Origin of the sequence: Brevibacillus ruminantium (assembly GCF_023746555.1) — a bacterium.
Classification (GTDB): Bacteria; Bacillota; Bacilli; order Brevibacillales; family Brevibacillaceae; genus Brevibacillus; species Brevibacillus ruminantium.
On record NZ_CP098755.1, the window covers coordinates 2,068,797 to 2,090,253 of the forward strand.

The following is a 21,457-nucleotide window of genomic DNA, read 5'->3' on the forward strand; positions in this document are numbered from 1 at the left end:
TATCTTGGGGCATTTCGCGTCGCTCCTTACGCAGGAGCGTGGATTGAAACCTCAGACGGCGTAGCGCTCGTATCGCTCTCTGCGCTCGTCGCTCCTTACACAGGAGCGTGGATTGAAACGAGGACAGCGTACTGCCCGCTGGAAAGACATGCGCGATGGTCGCTCCTTACACAGGAGCGTGGATTGAAACCTTTACCAATGTTGGAATTTGGAACTTTGTCAGGGTCGCTCCTTACACAGGAGCGTGGATTGAAACCTCCTTTCTGTCGTTAATCTTACTTTCGGGTCCTCGTCGCTCCTTACACAGGAGCGTGGATTGAAACGCAAGTTTTATGGGGGTGGATTGTCAACACCAAACTAGACAGATTTCTTAAGTGCAACTTCTTTGTACGCTATAGGACTCAGATAACCTAATGTGGAATGAATCCTTGTTTCGTTAAACCATTTTATATAGATTCCCAGCTCCTTTTTTAACTGAGCTAACGATTCAAACTGACGATTTCTCACGAACTCCGCTTTGATCAGCTTAAAGGTTGCCTCTGCCACTGCATTATCATAGGGGCAGCCTTTCATACTTAGTGAGCGTTTGATATTGAACGTATTGATCACATCATCAATCGTAAGATTTTTAAACTCACTGCCACGATCCGAGTGAAAAAGCTGAATTTGGCGCAGATCTCCTTTTACGCTTGCAAATGCTTGATAGACGAGTGCGGCATCTTTGAATTTTCCGCAGCTGTGACCGATAATCTCCCGATTAAACAAGTCCACAAGCAAGCAAATATAGTGCCATTTGTTTGCGACTCGAACGTAGGTCAAGTCACTCACAACAGCTTCGAGAGGTGCTTCTTTCACAAACTCGCGATTCAGTTCGTTCTGAATTGGCGATTCGTTACATGACGACACATTCGGTTTATACTGTGCAACCGTGTAGACCGAAACCAGAGCGTTTTTCTTCATCAAACGTCCAATGCGCCGTCTGGAAACCGTCAGTCCCTCTTTGTGAAGTTTTGCTTTGATCTTTCTTGCTCCATAAACGCGCTGATTCTCTTCAAAAATACGGATAATTGCTTGTTCCACCTCATCATCATCGATAGATGATGGCTCTTTACTCTCGTAGTAGTAGGTACTCCGATTGACCTGGAGGATCTTGCACATGGCCAATACGGAATACTTATGAGCGTTTTGCTGGATTACCATTATTTTCGTCCGAAGATCAGCGCCGCTTGCTTTAAAATATCGTTCTCCATCTTCAGTCGTTGATTTTCCTTACGTAGCTGAAGTAGCTCGTTTTGTTCATCTGTACGGTTATCGCTTTCTTTGAAGGAACCGGTGGTTCTACTCTGTTTTACCCAACGATCAAATGCAGATGCACTCAGATCGTATTCTCTCAAAATATCTGCACGTGGTTTGCCGTTCTCATAAAGTTGAACCATTTGCTGCTTGAACTCATCTGTAAATGCTCGACGCTCACGTTTAGCCATGACATTCTCTCCGTCCTTTTTCGATTTGTTTCTAATCTACTAGACCTTAAGAGAACTGTCCAATTCAGTGTAGCCGATTCAGGGCGAACTTTTGAGTCGTCTCAACAGTCGCTCCTTACACAGGAGCGTGGATTGAAACAACAAAAGGACTCGGTATCAAAACCGCGTCCTATTGGCCGAAAACTCCTTTGTCTGGTCGCTCTTTACACAAGAGCATGACTCAAGGCAGCAAAACCGTAATTCGGGACCACCACACCGGTGGTCTCTTTTCATTTTTCATCATATATAAACTCGACCACTGTGATAATACCCCCGAATAGCACTAATCTCGATATCCCGCCCCTTTACCCACTGATCAAAATCAATCGTAATCGTCTCCCCGCCCTCGTCACTAGAGGTCGTAAACGTCTTCTGGTCAAAACGGTAAACGAAGGTATGCAGCGTGCCGAATAAATCAACAAGTCCCTCCAGTTCCTCCCATAAATGAGCGGTAAACGTGGTGAACATCGCTTGAACCTCCGGCCTGACAGCTGGCCGCCCGAAAAATTCATAGAGTTCGATAAAGAGCAGATCCCTTCCTGTTCGGCTTAAAACAGTCTGCTCCAGGACGGAGTGATCGTGTTGACGAAAAAGAGCGGGGGACTCGACAAAAGAACAAGCAAAAAGGGTGCAGCGTTCGACAGCCTTTGATTCTTTTTTCCGTTATGATGGCAATGGTGAAGGAATCATCGTCAGACGGGGAAAGCCAATCTTGATGTTTCCCGGCAAATAACGGAAGGGAGCGAATCTCGGTGCTCGAATCATCCAATCTACATCGTTCATTTCATTCACAAATCAATATCTCAGCAAAAGAGAGCCCGTGCTCATTCGTCACTGGAAAGATTACGACGACGGTTATCAGTTCGGATGCTTTTATCGTCAATTGGAGAATAAGTGAGGCACGATTGAGGATGGTTGCCAGCTATCTGCCTGCCGATGCCGATCCGATTCGCAGCGGGCTGCGCATTTATGATGCGACAGATTACTTTGCCCAAGGGACAGAGCCGCTTCCGTGCCTGGACGTGACGCTCACTGTTGAAGAACAGGAGGTCGTGGTGGAAAGTCTGTGCCCGGGTCGGACCTATCTGGTAGATTTCGGGTTGTTCCACGGCAGACAGTTTTGCCCGATTCTGCGTTCCGATTTCCTGGTGCTTCCCCGCGACGGCAAGCGAACTGGAGCGGAAGAACGAGTCTCATCCAGACGGGCAAGCCGATGCAGAAATTCCTTGCCATATCAGGAGCATCCCGTTCTATTGGCCTAAAGAGCCGAATAGAATGACCGTATGCTTCTTTCCCGGGTTTCAGACGATTGCAAAGACAAGGAGGTTCCGTGGATGAGAGCAGTAATCCTGGCGGACGAGAAGGGAGTGGAGCTTCGTCCGCTAACCGTTTATACGCCGAAACCGATGGTGCCGTTGCTAAATCGGCCATGCATGGAATATACGATCGAGCTGTTGAAGCGATATGGCATAACAGATATTTTCGTTATGCTCAGGTACTTTCCGGATCAGGTCCGGGACTATTTCGGCGATGGATCGCAGTACGGTGTTTCACTTTCGTACTGGGAAGAGCCGTTTTCCTTTTCCAATTTGCTGGAACACCTCGGGCGGGGGACGGATTCTTCCGTGGCCGATACCATCCTTGTCATTCCGGGAGCGGCGTTAATCGACTGTGATCTGGAAGAAGCGCTTCACGATCATCGGGAGAGTCGCCGGGCGGCCACGATGGTTGTGGCGGAAAAAGAGACCTCTACTGAAGAACAGCAGGTTTGGTTGCATCAAGACGGTCACATCATACAAATCGGCCAAGGTTTAGACGGTCTTGAGGAGGCGTGGGGGACTATCGATACAGGGCTGTTGCTTCTGGAGCCGGAGTCCATTTCCACACTGCTGTCTTCGGAAGAGGAGATCCACCCGCAAGAATTGGCCCGCGCTCTTTTTCGGAACGGAATTCCGCTGGGCGGGTACCGGTTGGAAGGCTACTGGTCGGGGCTGCGCACTCTGGACGAATATCGTCAGGCCCAATTCGACATGCTCGATGGGCAGGTAAACGTGCATATCGCAGCGAGACAGCTTGTACCGGGCATCTACGTCGAAGGAGATCTGCGGATTGATGCTTCGGTGAGGCTGGAGGGACCAATCCTGTTTGGAAAAGGGGTTCATCTGGAGCCGGGTGTATCGATTGAGGCGTATTCGATTCTGGGAAGGCAGACGGTCGTGTCTGAGGGTGCCTGGCTCTCGCAAGCAATCGTGTGGGAGCATTCCTTTATCGGGATGCATGCAGAAGTCACCGGAGGGATTGTGGGGAGTCACGTCAGTCTGGGCGATTGTGCCGTACTGGGGGAGAACAGCGTTATCGGCGAGCGATGCCGGGTTGGTCGTACGGTTGCCGTCAAGCCCGGGGTCATGGTCTGGCCACATAAAGAGATTGAGGAAGGGGCTGTCGTACATACATCGATCGTTCATGGCCGAATGCGAAATCGGGGGCTGTTTGCCAAGAGCAATATCAGCGGAGGCATTGTTGGTGTGGCGAATGTGGATATCACACCCGAGTACGTGACGCGCCTGGCAGCCGCTTATGCTTCTCAGCTTCCTGCAGGAAGCCGCATCGTTCTGTCTGCATGCGTGCATCCCTTTGCCCAATTGTTAAAGCATAGTGTGATGACCAGTCTGTGTTCGGCAGGAATTGACACCGTCGATATCGGTGTCGGCTTTGCGCCTCTGCTTCGCTATAGTGTGCAGTCACTCTCTTGTGAAGGCGGCATTCATCTTCAAATGAGTGAATCGATAAGCGAAAAGCAGATCTCGATTCAATTCGTGGGAGCGGACGGATTGTCCATTTCGCCCGAACGTGAACGGAAAATTGCTTACGCCTTTACCCAAGATTCTTTTCTGCGCGCCCTGCGGCATCTGGGGCAGCTGCATCTAGAACACGGGGTGCTGAAGACCTACGCCCAAGCCTTACTGCAAGAGCTGGACCAAGCCGCGATCAGGAGTGCACAGACAACGCTGCTGATTGAAAGTGAATCCCGCTTTTTACTGGACTTTTTGCATCCTATCTTCTCCGAACTTGGAATTGTGTCCGTGAACAGAACCATCTCTGAGGGCGTCCGCATTCATCAGGCTGATCTGGGGGTACGGTTGGAGAAAAGCGGAGAAAGCCTGGAGCTGTTTACGCATACGGGAGAAAGGCTGACACAGGAACAGCTTGAGCGACTGCAAAAAGTCGTTTGCAACCAGGTCTCATCTACAGACCATGCCCGTTTTCACCCTCGCTATGACGCCATTTTTAGTCTCTTCAGCATTTTGGATGTCCTGGCCCGGGAGAGAGTTTCCTTGGCTGCCCTGCTTCACTCCATTGGGGAGGAAAAGATCGGGGAGCAAAGATCCGTGGTCATTGAAGCCCAAAAGGAAGCGTAACATTTAGGAAACACAGAAAAAGCCTTATGTGGCGCAGGAGCGGAGGAACCAGGAAAATGGAGTCAGAGAGCTGAGGTGGAACAATGTGAGTGCAATACGCTTTGGCACAGACGGCTGGCGAGCCATCGTGGCCGACGAGTTTACGGTGGAAAATGTTCGAGTCGTAGCCCAAGCCATTGCTACCTATACAATCGCGATCGGTCAAAGGGAACAGGGGATTATCGTTGGCTATGACACCCGGTTTTTGGGACGCCGCTTTGCCCAGGCTGTCGCAGGTGTGCTGGCAGCCAACGGAATCCGCACGTACCTGACGAATGAATCCGTGCCGACGCCAGTTGCCGCTTTTGGTGTAAAGCATTTTGCCGTAAGCGGGGCTGTCATGATTACAGCGAGCCATAATCCTCCCGAATACAACGGGATCAAATACATTCCCGAATACGCAGGACCAGCCACCCGAGAGATTACAAACCAACTGGAGAAAGAGATTCACCACATCCAGACGGGGGGCGAGGTGCTCATAATCACTCCGGAGGAGGCGACTGCACGAAAGCTGTTGCAGCCAATCGTCCTGCGTCCGCATTATGAGGCCCATCTTCGCCGAATGGTCCATTTTGATGTGATGAAACAGGCGAAGCTGCGTGTTGTCGTCGATCCCATGCACGGAGCTGGAAGGGGCTATGTCAGCCGGATGCTGGCTGAGGCGGGTGCGGAAACCAACGGCATTCGAGATACGGCCGATCCTTTTTTTGGCGGTCATTTGCCAGAACCAATCGATCAGCATTTAAGCCTCTTAAAACAAGAAGTGATCAAGCAGAAAGCGGCTCTGGGGCTGGCCAACGACGGGGACGCGGATCGTTTCGGAGTGGTTGACCGCTTTGGGCAATACCTGCCCCCCAACGCAGCGCTTGTCCTTTTGACCAGACATCTTGTGAAAAACAGGAAACTCAGCGGGAAGATTGTCCGAACGGTGGCGACTACTCATTTGTTGGATCGCATGGCCAAGCACTATGGTCTGGAATTAATAGAGACTCCGGTCGGCTTTAAGCATATCGGCGCCCACATGCGAGAGGGGGATGTCTTAATCGGGGGCGAAGAAAGTGGCGGCGCCAGCATTTTCGGACATATCCCGGAAAAAGACGGGATCCTCATCAATTTGCTGCTCGCGGAGATGTGCGCCTGGGAGAAGAAAGGGATTGACCAGATCTTGCGAGATGTGTACGACGAATTTGGGGAGCTGCACAGTACCCGTCTGGATATTCCGCTCTCATCCCACATCCAGCAGGAACAGCTCCTTCAGGCTGTACCCGCCAAAATCGGTCCGTATGATGTTGAGGAGATTAGCAAATGTGACGGGATTAAATTTTTGCTGCAGGGAGGTCAATGGGTTCTGATCCGCCCATCGGGGACAGAACCGCTTTTGCGGATATACTGCGAGGCCGTCAGCGTCGAGGCGCTGCACAAAATCACAGAGGCAATGCGCGAGTGGTTCTCATAGAAAAAACCGAGACTCCCAGGTTCCCTTCCATCACATACAGGTGGAAGGGAACTTTTTCGTAAAAACGTCGCTTCTCATCGGGTGATTGAAACATCTTGACGTTTTACATAAAAGTAGGATGCGACCGCTCGCAGTCAACACTTTTGTTCCACCGATCAGAGGGGAATATGGTCATAATCGTTTTGTTTGGTTGTTTCACGTTTTTGTGATTTGCTAGAATCAGAGGGAGAATGATCGGGAGGCATGGTTCGCTCTACATGAAAGAAGTGGATGTATGAAGATACCGCAGCATGTCATCGAATCTTTTTTAAAAGCGGTAAAAGTAGAAAGTCTTTCACCCCATAATCCGGTTCTGGTGCGGGCTACGCCCTATCCGTGGGAAGTGGTTGGAGTGGGAAACTACGCTGCCGTGTTCGGACACCCGGATTATCCGGAGGTTGTCATCAAGCTGTATGCCCCCGGACGTCCCGGCTGGGAGCAAGAAGTCGAGGTCTATCACAAGCTGGGTGAAAGCCGCTTCTTCCCCGTATGTTATCAGTCAGAACCGGGCTATCTGGTGCTGAAGCGGATGAGAGGGATCTCCCTGTTTGACTGCTTTCGCTACGGCATCCCCATTCCTCCCCAGGTGATGGATGATGTGGAGTCTGCTTTGGAGGAAGCACGCGCCAAGGGGCTCTTCCCGCATGACGTTCATGGGAAAAACGTCTTGATGGATCACGGCCGCGGCTATTTGATTGACGTTTCCGACTACTATAAAAACAAACCGGACAGCAAGTGGCGAGACTTAAGCATGGCGTACCACCGATTTTACCTTCCCTTTATCAAAGATCGCGGTTGGAAGCTGCCGCTCTGGCTGCTGGAAGTGATTCGGAAAGGGTACCGTTTTTACAAGAAACTGACCAGGCGACTTCGCGGGTAGGAAGAGCAGTCGGGGTAGAGAGTAGCTAGGGCCAGGGGATGCCGCCTGACATTGTTGGGCTATTGCGCCTGTGGTAAAATAACATTTTAAAGCGAATATTTCGCAGCTCTCTGCAGTTGAACGAAGGAGGACTTCCATTTATGTACTATCTAATCGCTGCCGCCATTATCGCTCTTGATCAATGGACCAAGTGGCTCGTGGTCAAAAATATGGAACAGGGACAGTCGATTCCCTTGTTTGCCGATGTGCTTCATCTCACCTCGCATCGCAACATGGGGGCAGCTTTCGGCATCCTGCAAAATCAGCGCTGGCTGTTCGTTGTTATTACGATTGCCGTCGTCATCGGAATTCTGGTCACACTCATTCGTGCTGGCAAATCACAGCCTCGCGTTTCCCTTGCTCTTTCGCTGGTCCTCGGTGGAGCGATCGGGAATTTTATCGACCGGATCACAACAGGCCAGGTTGTTGACTTTGTCGATTTCACCTTGATCAATTTTCCGATCTTTAATGTGGCGGATGTCGCGATTACGGTTGGAGTGGGCTTGCTTTTGCTGGATGTCCTGCTGGATGGGAAACGGAAAAGCGCGTGATGATTGAACGGGAAAATGTGGATACTAGAGGAACTACACCAGAGGAGACAGTCATGAACGATTTGGAGTTGTTTGAACGCTACGATTGGGTGGCAGAGCCATCTGATGCCAAGGAACGGATTGATAAATTTGTCACGGAACAAAACGAGGATTGGACACGCTCCCAGGTGCAGAGCTGGATCAAAGAGGGACGAGTCAGCGTAAACGGAGAGTCGGTCAAAAACAACTACAAGCTGTCCGCAGACGATGAAGTAACCCTTCGTGTGCCGCCGCCAAAAGAAATGATGATCAAAGCCGAGCCAATGCCACTGGAGATTGTGTATGAGGACAGCGATCTGGTCGTGGTGAACAAACCGAGGGGAATGGTCGTCCACCCGGCACCCGGACACTACACCGGTACACTGGTTAACGGACTGCTGGCCCACTGCAAGGATTTGTCTGGCATCAATGGGGTCCTGCGTCCAGGTATTGTGCATCGCATCGACAAGGATACCTCAGGTTTGCTCATGGTGGCCAAGAATGACAAGGCGCATGTCGGTCTGGCAGAGCAATTAAAAGAACATACCGTCAATCGTAAATACGTGGCGATCGTTCACGGTGTGATCCCGCATGAAATGGGGACGATCGATGCCCCGATTGGTCGGGACCCGAAGAACCGGCAGCAGATGGCGGTCGTCTTTGAGAACAGCAAGCCGGCAGTTACCCATTTTGTCGTATTGGAACGATTCAAGGAATACACGCTGGTAGAGCTGAAGCTGGAAACGGGGAGAACCCATCAGATTCGCGTTCACATGAAATACATCGGCTATCCGCTGGCCGGTGATCCCAAATACGGACCCAAAAACACCTTGGAGCTGGATGGACAAGCGCTTCACGCAAAAACCCTCGGGTTCGATCATCCGCGCACAGGGGAGCATCTTGAGTTTGAAGCCCCTCTTCCGCAGGAAATGCTCGACGTGATCGAATATCTCCGCCAAGTGTAAAGCCGGGATAATGGAGGCAAGGATATGCTGCGTCGCTTAGCCCATATCACCTTGTACGTCAAAGATTGTGAAGAAGCTTTGCAATTCTACACGGAAAAGCTTGGCTTTGAAAAGCGAATGGATGCCAAAATGGATACAGGTGCGCGCTGGTTGACCATCGGTCTGCCGGGCGAGGACGTAGAAATTGTTTTGCATGATCCATCACACTGGCATGAACAGGAGACGGCGGAAAAGATGCTGGCACAGGTAGGGAAAAACCCGATGTGGGTCTGGGAGACGGACCAATTTGAACAGACCTACCATACCTTTCGTGAAAAGGGCGTCAGGTTTGTTTCCGAGCCCGCTGATCGGATGTACGGGCGGGAAGCGATCTTCACGGACCTGTACGGAAATCCTTTTTTATTGCTGGAGCGAATCCGCGTTTAATTTGAAAAAAACAAATGTGGTCCGGGAATGGTAACCTTTTGGCTGCCATTCCCTTTTTTTGTTTTCGAAGAGAATCCCTGGGAATACTAGAAACATTTTCAGGAATACTGCAAAAGGATGGTAACGATCTCAGGCTTGATCTCGTCAAATGAAGAGGAAATGTGTCGAAACAAAAGGAGGAAAATCAGATGTGGAAGCCTGTCTCTATTCTCACCAGCGTCGCTTTGGCGGCAACCGCGTTGCTTGGGAGCAGCGGCTCGAGCGGCGCTGCCGAGAGGATACAGAAGCCCGAGAGAGTATACCAGGAAGCGATTCCTGCTCAGATTGCATTTACCAATAACCGGCAGCTCTGGCTTCTGAACGCTCGTGACCCGCAAGCTGCTCCAAAACAGGTGACGAGCATCGGGGCAGTCGAAATTGTTGGATGGTCCCAGGATGGCGCGTGGCTGTTTTACCAGCATGAACCAAAACCAGAGGAAACCTTCTCCAAAAAGTATCTGTGGGCGGTAAAAGCGGACGGAACGGATGCCTTTCAAATCGATCCGCGAGAGGTGCTGATGCAGCCCAAATGGGCACCGGCTGGGCATCGTTTCGCCTATGTCGTTCAATCGGCTGAAACCGGAAGCACTGGCACCAGCAATGTATATTCTCCCGAGCTTGTGGCCGCGGAACTGACGGACGGCAAGATCACAAAGCTGCTCGAAGAGAAGAGAGACATCACAGATTTTGCCTGGATGCCAGATAGTGCTCGCTTGCTTTTATCGGTTCCTGCAGCCAAAGATCGTCCGATCACCCTGGAGCTGACTGATCTGAAAGGGAAAAAGCTGTCAGCCTATCCGCTTGGCCAGCCTCCCAAAATCGAAGAGGGAATCTATCCTTATGCGGCAACAGGCCTTACCCTATCGCCAGACGGCAATCAAGTGGCCTACTATGTACGCCCCAATTCCGGTTCGCTAACAGCGGACGGTGTTGCCATCCAACTGCTTGATTTGACAAAGCCCAGCCAGAAGCCTTTTGAACTGGGAACCGGACTTTCGTATCCAGAGTGGTTTTCCTGGTCGGCCGACAGTAAGCAGCTTGCCTTCATTGAAGGCGGAGGCCGAGTCGCATCCGAGGGCAAGCATTTGACTCTCGCCAAAGCAGACGGAAAAGTGATCCCTGCCGGGCAAACGGGCAAGGTAGATGCTCTCCCGCGCTGGACGAATGCAAAGGCAGACAGGCTGTTTTTTGCCCGAGGCCTGGATAATTCTGAGTGGCTGGGCAATTATCAGCCAGAGAAATTGCTGATCCCTGGACAGCGCATCTGGACGCGGGATGCCGGCGGCCAAGAGCAGGCTGTGACCAAAGGGACGGAAAAAACGGCGGATACCTATCCCAATCCTTCACCAGACGGCAACCAGCTGCTGTTTGTGCGGCTGGACGGAGCGGAGCATGGATCAGTCTGTGTCCGTACACAGGATGGATCGGAAAAGGAACTGGTTCGCCATGTGACGGGTGAAGCCGGATATTACGCGAATTATCTGCCTGCCTGGGTTCAAATACATTGGGTTCAACCTCAGTGAATCGAAATAGAATGATGTGAAAAAGAGTTGACACATAGCTTGTTTCGTGACATAATCGTCACTGACGAATTGAGAACCTTTAAATCCAGTCCAGAGAGGCTGGCAAGGGCACGGATACCTGCATGTACAGGCTGCGAAAAGGCAGTACCCTTTTTCACCTGACATGCCCTGTGACTTCTTGTCTGCCGACAAGAAGCTTTTTTCATTCTCGTCAACAGTCGATAAGCTGTCAGTCGGGGGAGGAAATGCACATGATCAACAAAAGTGTGATTATGGATGATGCTGCGATCCGGCGCGCTTTAACCCGGATTGCCCACGAGATCATTGAACGGAACAAGGGCGTGGAGGATTGCATCATCGTCGGTATCAAAACCAGAGGAATTTATCTGGCGGAGCGTTTGGTCGAGCGGATTGAAATGATCGAAAACGTCAAGCTGCCCGTCGGCGAGCTGGACATCACGTTTTACCGCGATGACCTGCAGCACAAATCAGAGGACGCCGTTCTTCAAGGAACGCAACTGCCAAACGACATCAACGGAAAAACAGTCATCCTCGTCGATGACGTGCTCTTTACGGGCCGGACTGTGAGAGCGGCGTTGGATGCACTGATCGACAACGGCCGTCCCCGTATGATCCAACTGGCTGTGCTCGTTGACCGCGGTCACCGTGAACTGCCGATCCGTCCGGATTTTGTCGGGAAAAACGTGCCGACTTCACGAACGGAGATTGTCGATGTACAACTGGCTGAAGTGGATGCTATGGATATGGTCACAATCCGCCAGCTTATCTAAGGTCTAAGTAAATACACCTCTTTAAGAGGCAATCCTGTGAGGTTGCAAAGAGGTACTTGCTTTCCGCGAAACGGAAGGAGTATGCCTCTTTGTGCCTGTACAAAGAGGCTTTTTTTATGGACCAGGTCCATTTACAAACAGGGGGAAGAGAAAATGAGCCAGAAAAATTTTGTTGATGTACACGAAACGCCGCCGATTACCAAGCTGTTGCCGCTAAGCATTCAGCATCTGTTCGCCATGTTTGGCTCCACCGTGCTTGTTCCCATTTTAACCGGGCTGGACGTTGCGACTGCGCTCTTTACCAGCGGGATCGGAACACTCCTGTTTTTGTGGATCACCAAAGGTAGGATTCCCAATTACCTGGGCTCCTCCTTTGCCTTCATCGGTCCGATTATTACGGTAACCAAGGCGTATGGGGTGGGAACCGCACTGCTTGGCTGTCTGCTCTCAGGGGTGGTATACATCATCGTCGCGGCGATCGTGAAAAAAGCCGGTGTCAAATGGCTTGACCGTGTACTGCCGCCCGTTGTGATCGCTTCCGTGATTGTAGTCATCGGCCTGAGCTTGTCAGTTGTCGCTGTGGATATGTCCACGAAAGTGACGGTAGACGGCCAATCGCAGCTATCGCTTACATCCATCGAAATTTCACTCGTCACGATGCTCGTAACGGTTCTTGCAGCTGTGATGCTGCGCGGGTTCTTCGCCCTGATTCCGATCCTGATCGGCATTATCACCGGCTATCTGTACACCTTGCTGCGCCATCCTGAGCTGATTGACTTCAACAAGGTTGTCACTGCGCCGATCTTCGTTAAATTCGGCGAAATGTTTGAAAAGCACTTTAAGTTCGGCGAGGTAGCTTCTGTGATCACAAGTCCTGCAGCATGGACAGCAGCATTGATCATCGCGCCAGTCGCCTTTGTGACGCTGGCGGAACACCTCGGCCATTTGCTGGTCACCAGCAAGGTGATGGATCGTGACTTGATGAAAGATCCCGGCTTGCACCGCAGCTTGCTTGGTGATGGTGTGGCGACTTCGCTCGCTGCGATTGTCGGCGGTCCTCCAGCTACTACCTACGGTGAAAACATCGGGGTGCTGGCGATCACCCGTGTATACAGTCGAGTTGTGATCGGCCTTGCAGCCGTCTGTGCGATCCTGTTCGCTTTCATCGGGAAAATCAGTGCACTTTTGATGACGATCCCGACACCGGTGCTTGGCGGCGTGTCTATCATCCTGTTCGGGATTATCGCGGCCCAAGGCTTGCGGATGTTCGTAGAAAACAAAGTAGACTTTTCAAACAAGCGAAACATGATTATTTCAGCAGCCATCCTGGTTACCGGGATTGGCGGATACAAAATCAGCTTCGACACGGTCTCCTTCTGGCAATCGTTCCTGCACAACCTGACGATTGACAACATCGCGTTTGCGACCTTCCTCGGCATTATCCTGCACGTGGTTTTGCCGGGGAAAGAATCAGCGATGGGAGAAGCGCACCGCGAAGCCCAAACCTGATACGTTCCACGTTCCTTTAACTCAGTCCCGAGAGGCTGGCAAGGAAGTAGGGCGCTCTTAGCCCTGCTCATGGAAAGAAGCGATCAGCTTCTTGCCTGTGCCCGCCTCCACGGCTGCCAGGCAAGAAGCTTTTTTTGTCCACATCTGCTGGAAGTGGCCAGTATAAGCGGCCAGTACATCAATAATGGAGGGTTCCACATGAGTAACTTGCGACATTTAGTCGGGATCAAGGATTTGTCAAAGGACACCATCAACAGTCTGCTGGAGAGAGCTGAATACTGGGCTCAAAGGCCGGGTGTTCAATCCGAGAGTTTGCGCGGGCGCTTTGTCGCCAATCTGTTCTTCGAAGCGAGTACTCGAACGAGATTTTCCTTCGAGGTCGCGCAAAAGAGACTGGGTGCACATGTGCTGAACTTCATTCCGGAGACCTCCTCCACGGTCAAAGGGGAGACGATCCTGGATACGGTGCGGACGCTGGAGGATATGGGCGTAGAGGCAGCCGTTATTCGCACCAAAAAAGACGGCCTGTTCCAGGAGCTGGCTGATCAGGTGAAAGTCCAACTGATCAACGCCGGAGACGGAACGAATGAACATCCGACACAGTGTCTGCTCGATCTGTTAACCATGCAGCAACAGTTTGGCAAGCTCGAGGGCTTGAGCGTGGCCATCATCGGAGATTTGCGCCACAGCCGCGTCCTGGGTTCTCATCTGCACGCACTGCCTAAAATGGGAGCGCAGCTCATGCTGGCCGGACCTTCAACCATGATGCCTCAGGCTGAAGTCATTCCGGCGGGTGTAAAAACCGTGGAGATCGACGAGGCGATCAAAACAGCCGATGTGGTGATGATGCTCAGAGTGCAGCTCGAACGCCATACAAACTCGCTGTTCATCTCCAAAGAAGAATACCACCAGGCACACGGTCTGACCCTGGAGCGGGTCCAGATGATGAAGCCAGAGGCAGTGATTATGCATCCAGCTCCGGTCAATCGCGGAGTAGAAATTCATACGGACCTCGTAGACTGCGAGCGTTCGCTGATCCATAAGCAAGTCACCAACGGGGTTGCAGCCCGGATGGCAGTCATGGAAGCACTGATGAAAGGGAGCGAGTGGAAATGGGAATTATCCTTGGTAACGGCACAATAATCAATCAAGCAGGCAAACAAATTCCGGCAGAGGTTTTGGTAGAAGAGGGGCGCATCATCTCCATTGCGGAGCGGGTGGAGCGCGCTGGTCATGAATGGGTCGATTGCAAAGGCGGCTTGATTTCAGCCGGTTTTGTCGATGTGCATGTGCATCTGCGTGAGCCCGGTCAGGAACAAAAAGAGACGATTGCCACCGGAGCAGCAGCTGCAGTAAAAGGCGGCTTTACGACGATCGCCTGCATGCCCAACACGCGCCCTTCGATCGACAGTGTGGAGACGGTGCAAGAAATCCTGAAAAAAGCAAGCGAGGCGGGAAAGGCACGGGTGTTGCCCTACGGGGCCATTACGGTCCGTCAATTGGGCAAAGAGCTGACAGACTTTGCCGCCTTGAAAGAGGCCGGAATTTTTGCCCTCACCGATGACGGAGTGGGCGTACAATCTGCCGGAATGATGAAAGCAGCAATGAAAAAGGCGAGGGAACTGGGAATCTCCATCGTGGCCCATTGTGAGGATGATACGCTCTTAATTCCCGGCAGTGCCCTTCATGACGGAGTAGTGGCTGCGCGTCACGGACTTCCAGGCATCCCGTCCGAGTCTGAATCCATCCACGTAGGCCGCGATATCCTGCTGGCCGAACAGACGGGGGCTCATTACCACGTCTGCCATATCAGCGCGAAGGAATCTGTTCGACTGGTACGCGACGGCAAGCGGGCTGGAGTCAACGTCACATGTGAAGTGACGCCGCATCATCTGCTGTTGTGTGACGAGGACATTCCTGCGGATTTGCCTGCCAACTGGAAAATGAATCCGCCGCTGCGCTCACGTGCTGATCGCGCCGCACTGATTGAAGGCCTTTTAGACGGCACGATCGACATGATCGCCACGGATCACGCCCCGCACACGGCGGAAGAAAAAGCTGCCGGACTGGAGCGGGCGCCTTTTGGGATCGTCGGTTTGGAGACGGCGTTCCCGCTTCTATACACCCATCTCGTGCTGACAGGCGAGATCACTTTGCAAAGACTGCTTGAGCTGTTGACGGTGAAGCCTGCCGACAGCTTTGGACTCCCGTATGGACGCCTGGAAATTGGTTCACCGGCTGATCTGACTGTGATCGATCTGGAGACAGAAAAAGCGATCGATCCTGACAATTTCGCCAGCAAAGGAAAAAACACTCCGTTTGCCGGTTGGAAATGCAAGGGCTGGCCAGTCATCACCCTGGTGGGTGGCCGCGTGGTTTATAACGAATCAGAGGGGAGGTAGTCAGCATGCGAGCAAGACTGATATTGGAAGACGGAACGGAATGTGTCGGAACGGCCTTTGGAAAAGTGACCGAGTCGATCGGGGAAGTGGTCTTCAACACCGGCTTGACCGGCTATCAGGAAGTGCTGTCCGACCCATCATATTGCGGACAAATCGTGACGATGACCTATCCGCTGATCGGCAACTACGGAATCAACCGGGATGATTTCGAAGCGGTTCGTCCGTATATCCACGGCTTCGTCGTCAGAGAGCATTGTGATACTCCGAGCAATTGGCGCAGCACCAACAGTCTGGATGAACTGCTTCAAGACTACGGAATTCCGGGGATTGCCGGAGTAGATACACGGATGCTGACGCGCAAGCTCCGCTATCACGGCACCATGAAGGGTATGATCACGAGCAGCGATGCCCCGTTGGCAGAATTGGTTGCTGCGCTGCGATCTGCGCCCATGATGACGGATCAGGTGGCTCGCGTCTCCACCAAGAATCTGTATAACTGCCCGGGAACCGGCCACCGCGTCGTGCTGGTCGACTTCGGTGCCAAGCATGGGATTCTGCGTGAATTGACCAAACGAGACTGTGACGTCGTGGTTGTGCCTCACGATGTGACAGCCGAGGAAATCAGCCGACTTCAGCCAGACGGAATACTCCTTTCCAACGGACCTGGCGATCCCAAGGATGTACAGCATGCGACTCAGATGATTCGCGAGGTTTTAGGTAAATACCCAATATTCGGGATTTGTTTAGGGCACCAACTGTTCGCACTGGCCGGCGGTGCTGATACCACCAAGCTGAAATTTGGCCACTGGGGCGGCAATCACCCTGTCAAAGAGATAGCAACAGGTCGAACCTACATCACCTCTCAAAACCACAGCTATGCGGTTACAGCAGACTCCCTGGCCAATACGGAGCTGATCATCACGCATACCGCTTTGAATGACGGAACAGTAGAGGGCCTTCGCCATACAGAACATCCGGCTTTCTCCGTACAGTACCACCCGGAAGCGGCGCCGGGGCCGTATGATTCCAGCTATCTGTTCGACCAGTTTCTTTCCATGATGGATACAGCCAAGGAGGGGCGTTTGCATGCCAAAATTCGCTGATCTGAAAAAAATACTTGTGATCGGTTCCGGGCCCATCGTCATCGGGCAGGCAGCAGAGTTTGATTATGCGGGCACCCAGGCTTGCCAGGCTTTGAAAGAAGAGGGACTGGAGGTCATCCTGATCAACTCCAATCCGGCGACCATCATGACGGATACCAATATGGCAGACAAGGTGTACATCGAGCCAATTACACTCGAGTTCGTCACTCGCGTCATTCGCCAGGAAAAGCCGGACGGACTCCTGCCAACGCTGGGCGGGCAGACCGGATTGAATATGGCAGTAGCTCTTGCGGAAGCAGGGGTTCTCGAGGCTGAGAATGTAAAGCTGCTTGGCACCAACCTCGATTCAATCAAGCGCGCTGAGGATCGCGAGCTCTTCCGCGCCTTGATGAACGAACTGGGCGAGCCTGTACCCGATTCGGCAATCGTCGGTACCGTGGAAGAGGCAATTGCGTTTGCCAGCAAGATTGGCTACCCCATCATCGTTCGACCTGCTTACACGCTGGGCGGCACCGGCGGAGGAATTTGCGAGGACGAAGAAAGCCTCCGCGAAATTGTTGCCAGCGGTTTGAAATACTCGCCGATTACCCAATGCCTGATTGAGAAAAGCATCGCCGGCATGAAGGAAATTGAGTACGAAGTCATGCGGGATGCAAATGATAACTGCATTGTCGTCTGCAATATGGAAAATATCGATCCGGTAGGTGTGCATACGGGTGACTCGATCGTGGTAGCACCCAGTCAGACGCTCTCGGATCGCGAATATCAAATGCTCCGCTCCTCTGCCCTGAACATAATCCGCTCACTGGGCATCGAAGGCGGCTGCAACGTGCAATACGCTCTCGACCCGCACAGCTTTCAGTACTACGTGATCGAAGTAAATCCGCGGGTGAGCCGCTCTTCTGCGCTTGCGTCGAAAGCGACGGGCTATCCGATCGCGAAAATGGCAGCAAAAATCGCCATTGGCTACACCTTGGATGAGCTGCGCAATCCTGTTACGGGGCAGACCTATGCTTGCTTTGAACCAACACTGGACTACGTGGTAAGCAAAATCCCGCGTTGGCCTTTTGACAAGTTTCAGTCGGCGAACCGCAAGCTGGGCACGCAGATGAAAGCCACGGGAGAAGTGATGGCGATTGGCCGCACCTTTGAGGAGTCGATGATGAAAGCAATCCGCTCCCTGGAGGTCGGCTGCGACCATCTGGAAATCGAAGGCGCCTCTTTGATCGCGGATGAATTGCTGGCGGAACGGTTGAAAGCGGCGGATGACGAGCGAATTTTCCTGCTGGCGGAGGCGATGCGCCGCGGCTGGTCACTGGAGCGGCTTTACGACCTGACGAAAATCGATTTCTTCTTCCTGCATAAATTTCACAAGCTGGTCTCGTTTGAAGCAGTTCTCGCAGAGGGCTTGACGGAAGAAAAGCTGTATCAGGCAAAACGACTCGGTTTTACAGACCGGAAAATCGGCGAGCTTACCGGCCAAACGGCGGATGGTATTCGCACCATGAGGGTGAAGCTCGGCATTCGTCCTGTTTTCAAGATGGTCGATACCTGCGCAGCGGAGTTTGAAGCGGCGACACCCTATTACTACTCCAGCTACGAAGTGGAAGATGAACGGGTGGAAACGGGGAGAAAACGGGTGATCGTACTGGGCTCCGGGCCAATCCGCATCGGGCAGGGAATCGAGTTCGACTATGCAACCGTGCATGCGGTATGGGCCTTGCAGGAATCAGGCTATGAAGCCGTGATTATCAACAACAATCCCGAGACGGTGTCCACCGACTTCAACACCTCCGACCGCCTGTACTTCGAACCGCTTTACATCGAGGACGTCATGAATATCATCGAAGCGGAAAAACCGGAAGGCGTAATCGTACAATTTGGTGGTCAGACGGCGATCAATCTGGCTGACAAGCTGGCTGCGCGAGGGGTCAAAATTCTCGGTACCAGCCTGGAATCCATCGATGCGGCAGAGAACCGCGAGAAATTCGAAGCGCTGCTCAGAAAGCTGAATATCGCTCAGCCGCCAGGTAAAACAGTGGTCTCTGTAGACGAGGCGGTAACTGCGGCAGAGCATCTCGGCTTCCCGGTGCTGGTGCGCCCTTCCTACGTGCTGGGCGGACGCGCGATGGAGATTGTATACAATCATGCGGAATTGCTGGAATACATGAAGCAGGCTGTCAAGGTAAACCCTGAGCATCCAGTGCTGATCGACCGCTACATGGTAGGCACAGAGGTCGAAGTCGATGCCATCTGCGACGGTGAAAACGTGCTGATCCCCGGAATCATGGAACATATTGAACGGGCAGGAGTTCACTCGGGTGACTCAATCGCTGTGTATCCACCGCAATCCCTGACAGAGCCGATCAAAAAGGAACTGATCAAGATAACCTCCGAGCTGGCGCGTGCGCTGCAAGTAAAAGGATTGCTCAATATCCAGTTCGTCATTTTCCAAGGACAGCCCTACGTCATCGAGGTAAACCCGCGTTCATCCAGAACGGTGCCGTTCCTCTCCAAAGTGACAGGGATACCGATGGCCAATATCGCAACCAAGGCCATTTTTGGCCAGAGCATTCAGGATCAGGGCTATGAACCAGGCTGTCATCCGGAGGAAGAGATGGTCTCCGTCAAGGTACCTGTCTTCTCCTTTGCCAAACTGCGCCGGGTCGACATCACACTGGGACCTGAAATGAAATCAACAGGAGAAGTCATGGGACGCGAAAAAACGTTGGCCAAAGCGCTGTACAAAGGACTGGTGGCTGCAGGGATGAAAATTCCGACCCACGGCTCCCTGCTGGTGACCGTAGCGGACAAAGACAAGAGTGAAGCGCTCGACATCGTCAGACGCTTCCACCTGCTTGGTTTCCGCCTGCTGGCGACTGCCGGGACGGCTGAATATTTGCAGCAAGCCGGGCTGCCCGTGACGAGTGTGAACAAATTATCCGAAGGTACACCGAATCTGCTGGATCTGATTCAAAAAGGGGAGGCCAATCTTGTCCTCAACACGCTGACAAAAGGGAAAACGCCGGAGCGTGACGGGTTCCGCATCCGGCGGGAAGCAGTAGAAAACGGGGCGGTTTGCCTGACATCTCTGGACACAGCCAAGGCCTTGCTCCATGTGCTGGAAACCATCACCTTCCAAACAGAGGCCATGCCGCAGCAACGGCTGGGTGCGAAGGCAGCCATTCTTTTGTAAACAACAACAGCCTCGTTTGTTGAAACGGGATAGAAATGAGGAGAGCAGTGTGCACGTACAACCGACAGATATTCGCGAGCGCATGATCGTAGCGCTTGATTTTGCCACCATGGATGAGGTGAAGCGTTGCCTCGGACAGCTGGATGGGTTGATCCGCTATGTAAAGGTCGGCATGGAGCTGGCTTATGCCGAAGGTCCGGCTATCGTTCATTTCCTGAAAGAGCGGGGACTAAAGGTCTTTCTGGACCTAAAAGTGCATGACATCCCCAACACAGCCAAGGGGGCGATGAGAAGTCTCGCCCGTCACGGCGTGGATATGGTCAATGTTCATGCGGCGGGCGGCGTAGCCATGATGGCAGCAGCGCGTGAAGGTCTGGAGCAGGGGACAACAGCAGGAGCGGCTCGTCCGCTGCTGATCGCTGTCACGATGCTGACGTCCACGGGCAAGGAAACGATGAACCGGGAGCTTGCCCTGCCGGGGGAAGTGGAGGACGTCGTGGTGCATTATGCGAAGATGACTCAACAGGCAGGACTGGATGGGGTTGTGGCTTCTCCGCTGGAGGTCCCGATGATCAAGCAAGCGGCAGGCCAGTCGTTTATTACCGTCACACCGGGGATTCGTCCGCTCGGCGCAGACAAAGGGGACCAGACACGCATCACAACGCCGGAGCAAGCGTTCAAGCTGGGCAGCGATTACCTGGTGATTGGCCGGGCCATTACGGAAGCGACCGATCCGGCGCGGGCCTGGGAGAAGATCGTTACGGACGTGGAAGCGGCACGCATCTAACTTTTGATCGGAGAGGAAGGAATCATGATGATGACAACAACCATCGCAAAGGAAATAGCGGGAAAACTGCTGGAGATTGGAGCTGTGCATCTGCGGCCGGATCAGCCGTTTACCTGGACATCGGGGATCAAGTCACCCATCTATTGTGACAACAGGATTACGATGTCCCACCCTGCGGTTCGCCGCAAAATTGCCAAAGCGTTTGCGGATTTGATTCGCGAGCGATATCCGCAGGCGGAAGTCATTGCGGGGACAGCCACTGCGGGGATTCCCCACGCCGCGTGGGTTGCCGATTTGCTTGATCTTCCGATGATCTACGTACGGGATAAGGCCAAAGGTCACGGCAGACAAAATCAAATCGAGGGGGCTATTGCTCCCGGACAGAAAGTTGTTGTCATCGAAGACCTGATCTCTACGGGAGGAAGTTCTCTGAAGGCAGCTCAGGCAGTGCTGGAAGAAAAAGCGGAGGTACTGGGGGTCATCGCTATCTTCACCTACCAATTCCCTGATGCAGAAGCGCTGTTTGCGGAAGCAGGCGTCGAGCTGACGACGCTGTCCAATTACACCGTTCTTCTGGAAACAGCAAGAGAGGCAGGCGTGATTTCGGCGCAGCAGGAAGCGCTGCTGGGTGACTGGAGAAAATCACCCCGGACTTTCTTTTCCTCCTAGGAGGAAGCGGATTGTTCTTTCACGCCAAGTGGTAAGTTACTTGGCATTGGAAACATTTTGGTCAGTGTAATAGCTGGGTAGAA

19 protein-coding genes and 1 CRISPR repeat array (1 of these 20 running past the window's edge) are annotated in these 21,457 nt (G+C 52.7%); of the genes, 16 read left to right on the plus strand and 3 right to left on the minus strand.

Going from position 1 to position 21,457, the window contains the following annotated elements:
- A CRISPR array of direct repeats spans window positions 1-323; the repeat unit is 32 nt; unit sequence GTCGCTCCTTACACAGGAGCGTGGATTGAAAC (it extends 251 nt beyond the left edge of the window).
- Window positions 324-357: 34 nt separating this feature from the next.
- Window positions 358-1,484 (minus strand): IS3 family transposase gene (locus NDK47_RS10110; protein WP_251874698.1). Its coding sequence is split into 2 segments (ribosomal slippage): window positions 358-1,235 and window positions 1,235-1,484, totalling 1,128 coding nucleotides; the frame shifts between segments, so codons are not numbered across the junction.
- A gap of 279 nt (window positions 1,485-1,763) precedes the next feature.
- Window positions 1,764-1,991: a hypothetical protein gene (locus NDK47_RS10115; protein ID WP_251874699.1), complete on the minus strand. Its 228-nt coding sequence runs from the start codon at window positions 1,989-1,991 to the stop codon at window positions 1,764-1,766.
- A 284-nt stretch (window positions 1,992-2,275) separates the two neighbouring features.
- On the opposite strand from NDK47_RS10115, the gene NDK47_RS10120 reads away from it, so the two are divergent.
- The 10 genes from NDK47_RS10120 (at window position 2,276) to NDK47_RS10165 (ending at window position 13,217) form a co-directional block, all read left to right on the plus strand.
- Window positions 2,276-2,785 carry a DUF4912 domain-containing protein gene (locus NDK47_RS10120; RefSeq protein WP_251874700.1) on the plus strand — a complete coding sequence of 170 codons (510 nt, stop codon included), beginning with the start codon at window positions 2,276-2,278 and terminating at the stop codon, window positions 2,783-2,785.
- A gap of 72 nt (window positions 2,786-2,857) precedes the next feature.
- Window positions 2,858-4,942: a sugar phosphate nucleotidyltransferase gene (locus tag NDK47_RS10125; RefSeq protein ID WP_251874701.1), complete on the plus strand. Its 2,085-nt coding sequence runs from the start codon at window positions 2,858-2,860 to the stop codon at window positions 4,940-4,942.
- Between the two features lie 85 nt (window positions 4,943-5,027).
- The gene (locus NDK47_RS10130) at window positions 5,028-6,437 is read left to right on the plus strand and encodes a phosphoglucomutase/phosphomannomutase family protein (protein WP_251874702.1); all 1,410 of its coding nucleotides are present in this window, start codon (window positions 5,028-5,030) and stop codon (window positions 6,435-6,437) included.
- A gap of 274 nt (window positions 6,438-6,711) precedes the next feature.
- Window positions 6,712-7,356, plus strand: a complete 645-nt coding sequence (locus tag NDK47_RS10135; RefSeq protein ID WP_251874703.1) for a serine/threonine protein kinase — start codon at window positions 6,712-6,714, stop codon at window positions 7,354-7,356.
- Between the two features lie 140 nt (window positions 7,357-7,496).
- On the plus strand, window positions 7,497-7,946 hold the full coding sequence (gene lspA / locus NDK47_RS10140; protein ID WP_251874704.1) for a signal peptidase II: 450 nt from the start codon (window positions 7,497-7,499) through the stop codon (window positions 7,944-7,946).
- Window positions 7,947-7,999: 53 nt separating this feature from the next.
- The gene (locus NDK47_RS10145; protein WP_251874705.1) at window positions 8,000-8,929 is read left to right on the plus strand and encodes an RluA family pseudouridine synthase; all 930 of its coding nucleotides are present in this window, start codon (window positions 8,000-8,002) and stop codon (window positions 8,927-8,929) included.
- 24 nt (window positions 8,930-8,953) lie between these two features.
- Complete coding sequence (locus NDK47_RS10150) at window positions 8,954-9,355, plus strand: VOC family protein (RefSeq protein WP_251874706.1); 402 nt, start codon at window positions 8,954-8,956, stop codon at window positions 9,353-9,355.
- Window positions 9,356-9,543: 188 nt separating this feature from the next.
- Window positions 9,544-10,917: a TolB family protein gene (locus NDK47_RS10155; RefSeq protein WP_251874707.1), complete on the plus strand. Its 1,374-nt coding sequence runs from the start codon at window positions 9,544-9,546 to the stop codon at window positions 10,915-10,917.
- 251 nt (window positions 10,918-11,168) lie between these two features.
- A complete protein-coding gene (gene pyrR / locus NDK47_RS10160) occupies window positions 11,169-11,708 on the plus strand; it encodes a bifunctional pyr operon transcriptional regulator/uracil phosphoribosyltransferase PyrR (RefSeq protein ID WP_251874708.1) in 540 nt (179 codons plus the stop codon).
- Between the two features lie 153 nt (window positions 11,709-11,861).
- Entirely contained in the window at window positions 11,862-13,217 is a 1,356-nt protein-coding gene (locus tag NDK47_RS10165) for a solute carrier family 23 protein (RefSeq protein ID WP_251874709.1), read from the plus strand.
- A 57-nt stretch (window positions 13,218-13,274) separates the two neighbouring features.
- Here the strand turns inward: NDK47_RS10165 and NDK47_RS10170 are convergent, their stop codons facing one another.
- On the minus strand, window positions 13,275-13,415 hold the full coding sequence (locus tag NDK47_RS10170; RefSeq protein ID WP_251874710.1) for a hypothetical protein: 141 nt from the start codon (window positions 13,413-13,415) through the stop codon (window positions 13,275-13,277).
- Here NDK47_RS10170 and NDK47_RS10175 point away from each other — a divergent pair, their 5' ends adjacent.
- From NDK47_RS10175 to pyrE, 6 genes are read left to right on the plus strand one after another with little or no spacing between them, the layout of a single operon-like run.
- A complete protein-coding gene (locus tag NDK47_RS10175) occupies window positions 13,416-14,360 on the plus strand; it encodes an aspartate carbamoyltransferase catalytic subunit (protein WP_305883382.1) in 945 nt (314 codons plus the stop codon).
- Complete coding sequence (locus NDK47_RS10180; RefSeq protein WP_251874711.1) at window positions 14,330-15,619, plus strand: dihydroorotase; 1,290 nt, start codon at window positions 14,330-14,332, stop codon at window positions 15,617-15,619. Before NDK47_RS10175 ends, NDK47_RS10180 begins: the two co-directional genes overlap by 31 nt.
- Window positions 15,620-15,624: 5 nt before the next feature.
- Window positions 15,625-16,722 (plus strand): glutamine-hydrolyzing carbamoyl-phosphate synthase small subunit, encoded by a 1,098-nt coding sequence (gene carA / locus NDK47_RS10185; RefSeq protein ID WP_251874712.1) that lies wholly within the window; start codon window positions 15,625-15,627, stop codon window positions 16,720-16,722.
- Window positions 16,706-19,918: a carbamoyl-phosphate synthase large subunit gene (gene carB, locus NDK47_RS10190; RefSeq protein WP_251874713.1), complete on the plus strand. Its 3,213-nt coding sequence runs from the start codon at window positions 16,706-16,708 to the stop codon at window positions 19,916-19,918. Before carA ends, carB begins: the two co-directional genes overlap by 17 nt.
- Before the next feature lie 49 nt (window positions 19,919-19,967).
- The gene (gene pyrF / locus NDK47_RS10195) at window positions 19,968-20,705 is read left to right on the plus strand and encodes an orotidine-5'-phosphate decarboxylase (protein WP_305883383.1); all 738 of its coding nucleotides are present in this window, start codon (window positions 19,968-19,970) and stop codon (window positions 20,703-20,705) included.
- A 27-nt stretch (window positions 20,706-20,732) separates the two neighbouring features.
- The gene (gene pyrE, locus NDK47_RS10200; protein ID WP_407653434.1) at window positions 20,733-21,374 is read left to right on the plus strand and encodes an orotate phosphoribosyltransferase; all 642 of its coding nucleotides are present in this window, start codon (window positions 20,733-20,735) and stop codon (window positions 21,372-21,374) included.
- Window positions 21,375-21,457: the final 83 nt, after the last annotated feature.